The sequence below is a fragment of the Streptomyces sp. genome (assembly GCF_050698815.1).
In the GTDB taxonomy this organism is placed as follows: Bacteria; Actinomycetota; Actinomycetes; order Streptomycetales; family Streptomycetaceae; genus Streptomyces.
The window spans coordinates 1-5,254 of the sequence record NZ_JBOHCV010000615.1 but is presented as its reverse complement, the minus strand read 5'-3'; the positions used below and the strand labels follow the sequence as shown (position 1 = coordinate 5,254).

Below are 5,254 nucleotides of genomic sequence, written 5' to 3'. Positions count from 1 at the left end.
ATGTTAACCGCGGAACAGAAAATGGACGAAGGGGATTTGATGTCAATCACGGCACGAAAGATCTCACGGAAGCTCGCCCTGTCGACCGCGGCACTCGCCCTGGCCGCAGGAATGGCTGCAGGAACAGTGGAATCCGCAAACGCGGCTCCAGCGAAAACCACCCAGGTGACCGCCGGCGCCTGGAAGACTTACGGCTGGTTCCCCTCCCTCAACGCATGCCATGCCGTAGGCATACAGGGCAAGCGCGACGGTAGATGGAGTACTTATTGGTGCCACTACGTCGACAACGCGCCCAACCCTGGCTGGCCTGCGCAGCTTGACTATCAGAGGTGATTCCTTAGCTTGGCGTTTAACCTCGCACGTCACTCAACCTGCTGATCTGCGGTTCTTCCCCGGACGGCGGAGGCGGCCGTTCTCCACGCTTCGAGATGTCGAGTCATGAAGCACGAGAGAACGGCCGCCGCGTATGAGTCTGCCTGTTGATGCACCCGCTGGCGACGCGTTGGGCGTCCTGTCCCGCTTTCGGGTCGAGTTCTACGAGAGCCTTTACGCCCGTGCGGACGCGCTTTTCGAGCTCACCGATGCGGTGCTGTGCTCGGACGGGCCGGTGAAGACGCTGGTCGAGCTGTCGCTGGCGGCTGAGCATCGGCGCGGGCATGGCGCGCTGTACCAGGCGCTGGACCGTGGCCGGCTCGAGCCCGCCCGGCTGCGCCGGGTGCTGGCCGGCCTTCCCCTGCCCAGGGCCGCCGACGGACGGATCGTACTGGCCGTGGACGTGTCGAACTGGCTGCGCCCCGACGCTCCGACCAGCGAGGACCGGCTGTTCTGCCACGTCTACGGGCGTGGTGACCGGCGCACGGACCAGTTGGTGCCCGGCTGGCCCTACTCGTTCGTCGCTGCCCTGGAGACGGGCCGCACCTCCTGGGTCGCGTTACTGGACGCGGCCCGCCTCGGCCCGGCCGACGACGCGACCACCGTCACCGCCGCTCAACTCCGCGAGGTCACAACACGGTTGATGAGCGCTGGGCACTGGAGGCCGGGCGATCCGGACATCCTGATCGTCATGGACTCCGGCTACGACGTCGCCTACCTGACCCACGCTCTCGCCGACCTGCCCATCACGCTGGTCGGACGCCTGCGCTCGGACCGCGTCATGCTTCGCGACCCCGGCCCGGCACGCTCCGGCCCCAAGGGCGGGCGCCCCCGCAGACATGGCGGCGTTCTCACGTTCAAGAAGCCCGAGACCTGGCACGAGAGCGATGTGACGACGGCCACGGACACCACCCACTACGGCACGGCCACCACGAGAGCCTGGGACCGGATGCACCCCCGGCTCACCCACCGCGGTCCCTGGCTGAACCACGCGAAGGAAGAACTGCCCATCCTGCACGGCACGTTGCTCCACCTGGAGGTCGAGTACCTGCCGGGCGACCGCGACCCGAAACCCGTCTGGCTCTGGTCCTCGGCCACAGCCGCCACACCCGCGGACGTCGACCACTGGTGGCAGGCGTTCCTGCGCAGATTCGACCTGGAGCACACCTTCCGGCTCATGAAGCAGACCCTCGGCTGGACCTGCCCGAAGATCCGCCACGCCGACAGCGCCGACCTGTGGACCTGGCTCATCATCGCCGCCCACACCCAACTCCGCCTCGCCCGCCCCCTCACCGAGGACCTCCGCCGCCCCTGGGAACGCCGCACCGAACCCCGCCGCCTCACCCCAGCCCGTGTCCGACGGGGGTTTCGCAACCTCCGCGTGACCGCGGCCCGCCCGGCAATCGCACCGAAACCGTCCCGACCAGGACCCGGACGGCCTCCCGGCTCGAAGAACAAGCACCGGGCCAGGCGTCACAACGTCGGAAAGACCGTCAAACGCGCCGAATCGATCAAGGAACACCAAGCCCAGCGAGGTTAAACGCCAAGCTCAGAAGCTGTTTTTCAAGCGGTCAAGCGTTTGACCTGGGTGTTTGCGGTTTGTGATCTTCGGGTGCGGGTGTGCAGGGTGACGGTGTCCTCGTCATCGAGCCCGGAGGTCCGCCCGTGTCCACGCCCGCCGCTGTCTTGAAGCGCCGTCTGCGCGACCTCGAGGCACGAGCCGCCGAACTCCACGAGCGGATCGCCGTGTTGCAGCGGGAGGCCGTCCAGGTCGAGGAGCAGGTCACGCGCTGGCGTATCGGTGGCGAGATCTTCGAGGAGGTCGAGCAGGAGTTGCGTGAGGGCAGGGCCGGTGACCGGGGTGGCGAGGCGGACGGCGCGTCCGGGGTGCCGTCCGCCGCGGGGTCGGGCGAAGCCGCGGAGTCGGTCGGCGATGCGCCCGGGGCGGAGTCCGGGTCGCGGTATGTGCCGCAGTGGAGCCCAGGGGCCGATCCGGCTCGGCTGCCCGGCCTGTATGCCGAGATCGTGGCGTTCGTGTCGGGTGCGGACCGGCCGGTGCGGGTGCCGGATGTGGTCCGTGCCCTGTTCGGTGAAGGAGCCGGCCGCAGCCGGCAGGAAGGTGTCCGCGCCCAGCTCAAGCGGCTGGTCGAGCGGTGCTGGCTGGCCAGCGGGGACGGGCGCTCCTTCACCGGCGTCTCACGCTGAGACCGGTGGCACCGCCCGGGCCGTCCCGGGCCCGGCCGTAGCGAGCCGGCGTGTCATCAAGGTGACCATCGCCCACTTCACATACGCCTCATGGGCTGCCGCCGTGCGCTCGTAATCCCGCACCAGACGACGGCAGTTGACCAGCCACGCGAAGGTGCGTTCCACTACCCAGCGTCTCGGCAGCACCACGAAGCCACTCATGTCATCGCTGCGACGCACCACCTCGACCTTCAGGGCGAGTTTCTCGCGGGCCCATTCGACCAGGGCCCCGGCGTAGCCGCTGTCGGCCCACACCAGACGCACCCGGGTGAACAGGCGGCGCACGGCGCCCAGCAGGTTCACGCCCGCGTCACGGTCCTGCAGGTCGGCGGCGGTCACCAGCACCACCAGCAGCAGGCCCAGACAGTCCACCGCGATATGCCGCTTGGAGCCCGACACCAGCTTCGCCCCGTCAAAGCCCCGGCGTTCCCCGGTGAGCGTGGCCGCTCCGCGCAGGGACTGGGAGTCGACGATCGCAGCCGTCGGCTCGGGATCGTCCCGGCCCTCGAGCAGCCGCACCTGTTCACGGAGCCGATCGTGCAGGACGTCGAGCAGCTCGTCGGCCTGCCAACGACGCTGGAAGGCGTAGACCGCGCCCCAGGGCGGGAAGTCGGCCGGCATCGCCCGCCACTTGATGCCTTCGGAGACCAGGTAGCGCACCGCATCGAGCATCTCACGATGGCAGTAGCCCTCCGGATTGCCACCGCGTCCGCACATCCAGCCGGGCAGCGGCATCACCCGCCGGATGACCTGCCACTCCTCATCGGTCATGTCCGTGGCGTAGAAGCGAGCCCGCAGCCGGCGGTCCCCGGCGTTACCGTACACATGGGCGAGACAGTCGCACGGTGCCGTGAACCGGAGGTCGGGCAACGGACGATCAGGTGCACAGGCGATAGCGTGAGGCACAACGAGGCTCTGTTTCTTGCGGGTTCGGCGTAGACAACCGACACGCTAGGAACGGGGCCTCGTGCTCGTGCCCTCTCCCGCCACCAGATCACACGATCAAGCTCGTCGTACGGACCGCCATCGAACACCCGAGGGTTGGAAAACAGCTAGTGACAGGTTGTCATTGCTCTGCTCTGCCCCGAGTTCGCCGATCATCTCTTCGGACAGGCAGGCGTCTGCGCACGCCGTACACGCCTGGGCGAACGCGACGCATCCCGCGATGCACCGCTCCATCGCATCGCGGTTCACGCTCCCAGGTCAGCCGGGTACGTGCGGAGCATGTCCTTGAACGCTGTGGTCATGATGCGGCTCCTCCTCTGCCGGAGGCAGGCGGACCGGTGGCCCGCAGGGCAATCACCTCACTGCTGGCGGCGGAGGGCGGCTCTACCATGAGTTGCGGCGAGTGTGGTCACCGACGGGGGTGGCTCAGTGTTGGTGGCCGTCTGCGTGCCCGGGCTCCTCGCTGGGGTGGGTGTCCTTCGTGGACGCGGTGGGTTGGGGGGTCGGATCGGCGGCGCCGCTGCCGTGGTCGCCGTCATGTCCTTCGTCGCTGCCCTTGTCGGTCACGACATCGCTGTGGCTGTGTCCCCCTCCGGACTCGGCCATGGTGGGGGCAATGTGGCGCAGGCCCGCGAAGGTGAGGGCCGCGACGACGAGGACTGCCAGACCCATGAGGCCAAAGATGCGCCGCCACGGCGTCTTGTCCTCCTTCAGGAAGTAGGCGACGAAGGACAGGACGATGCCCAGCGGTATCAGCACGGCACAGCGGTAGGGGAGGTCTGCGAAATGCTGCATGCCGCCGCTGAGCATGCCGAGGCCGAACGAGAGCATCGTCGAGGTGCCGAGCACCCGCAGCATGCGTGACAGGGCGGGCCTCTCGGGCGGGAGGATGATGTCGTTGAGGACGGTTGCGAGCAGGAAGACCAGCACGCCGGATGCAGCGATCAGCGAGTAGCGGGTCGGGTCCATGGGGTGATGGACGACCGCGCCGCTGATGAGTCCCGCACCCACGTAGTAGCCGACGTGCCGAGGTAGCGCCACTGCAGGGAGGTGCCTTGCCGTCTCCTGGATCGGTGGTGGCTCGGGGTCGGCTGCGAAGGGGTCTCGGGCGGGGTGGCGAGACTGGATGAGGCAGACAAGAGCTGGCCTTTCGCGGGTTGGGGTTCGGTGGGGCATGGGGGCACAGTTCAGGGCCGGAGGCCGGATTCCCTGGGAACAGCGGAACGGAGGCCGGTCCATGGCTCCGCGCTGCTCTTCGCTCGGAAAGAGAAGGGGCACTGCGAGGCATGGCCGGGCCGCCGCCGAGAGGCAGCCGGAGACGGCGCGGGTTGTGCCAGCCGTCGAGTCCGAAAGGCGCGAAGGGTTAGATTCGTAGGACAGCTGAGTCCGGCAAAGGCGGAGACGCCCAAGGGACGGCGGCAGGTCGAGTGGCCGTGGGTACATACGCGTGCGCGGGCGGAACCGCCTCCAGCGGAGCCTCGCCCGGGTCGGGCAGCGCGGCACCCTGCTCGGGCTGGCCGGACACACACTGGTGAGCCGCATGATCGGGCACCGGGGCATCGTGATGATCGGCGTACCCCTGGCCGGAGCGCGAGCCGGGCCCGTCGTGGCTGTGCCCGGCCGCAGCGGCCTGCTGAGCGTCGAGGGTCACCGAGCCGGACGCCCCGGGGTGCGCATGGCCTCCCCGCTGACA

Annotated in this window: 5 protein-coding genes and 2 pseudogenes; 4 read left to right on the top strand and 3 right to left on the bottom strand. The window is 68.7% G+C overall.

Annotation, left to right across the window (positions count from 1 at the left end; genetic code table 11):
• The 3 genes and pseudogenes from ACRDP3_RS22275 to ACRDP3_RS22265 all read left to right on the top strand — a co-directional run.
• A pseudogene (locus ACRDP3_RS22275) lies at positions 1-333 on the top strand (hypothetical protein); the annotation flags it as partial.
• A gap of 133 nt (positions 334-466) precedes the next feature.
• Positions 467-1,912 (top strand): NF041680 family putative transposase, encoded by a 1,446-nt coding sequence (locus ACRDP3_RS22270; protein ID WP_431518765.1) that lies wholly within the window; start codon positions 467-469, stop codon positions 1,910-1,912.
• A 125-nt stretch (positions 1,913-2,037) separates the two neighbouring features.
• Positions 2,038-2,577 carry a hypothetical protein gene (locus ACRDP3_RS22265; RefSeq protein WP_431518764.1) on the top strand — a complete coding sequence of 180 codons (540 nt, stop codon included), beginning with the start codon at positions 2,038-2,040 and terminating at the stop codon, positions 2,575-2,577.
• On the opposite strand, the gene ACRDP3_RS22260 is transcribed toward ACRDP3_RS22265, so the two are convergent.
• The 3 genes and pseudogenes from ACRDP3_RS22260 to ACRDP3_RS22250 all read right to left on the bottom strand — a co-directional run bounded on the left by ACRDP3_RS22260 (position 2,569) and on the right by ACRDP3_RS22250 (position 4,602).
• A complete protein-coding gene (locus ACRDP3_RS22260; RefSeq protein WP_431518763.1) occupies positions 2,569-3,387 on the bottom strand; it encodes an IS5 family transposase in 819 nt (272 codons plus the stop codon). The two genes, ACRDP3_RS22265 and ACRDP3_RS22260, sit on opposite strands and share 9 nt — an antisense overlap.
• Positions 3,388-3,702: 315 nt before the next feature.
• Positions 3,703-3,863 (bottom strand): annotated as a pseudogene (locus ACRDP3_RS22255) (four-helix bundle copper-binding protein); the annotation flags it as partial.
• A 124-nt stretch (positions 3,864-3,987) separates the two neighbouring features.
• Positions 3,988-4,602 carry a hypothetical protein gene (locus ACRDP3_RS22250; RefSeq protein WP_431518762.1) on the bottom strand — a complete coding sequence of 205 codons (615 nt, stop codon included), beginning with the start codon at positions 4,600-4,602 and terminating at the stop codon, positions 3,988-3,990.
• Positions 4,603-5,008: 406 nt separating this feature from the next.
• Between ACRDP3_RS22250 and ACRDP3_RS22245 the strand changes: the two genes are divergently transcribed.
• Positions 5,009-5,254, top strand: a 246-nt coding sequence (locus ACRDP3_RS22245) for a hypothetical protein (protein WP_431518761.1), incomplete at its 3' end; no start/stop codon positions are given.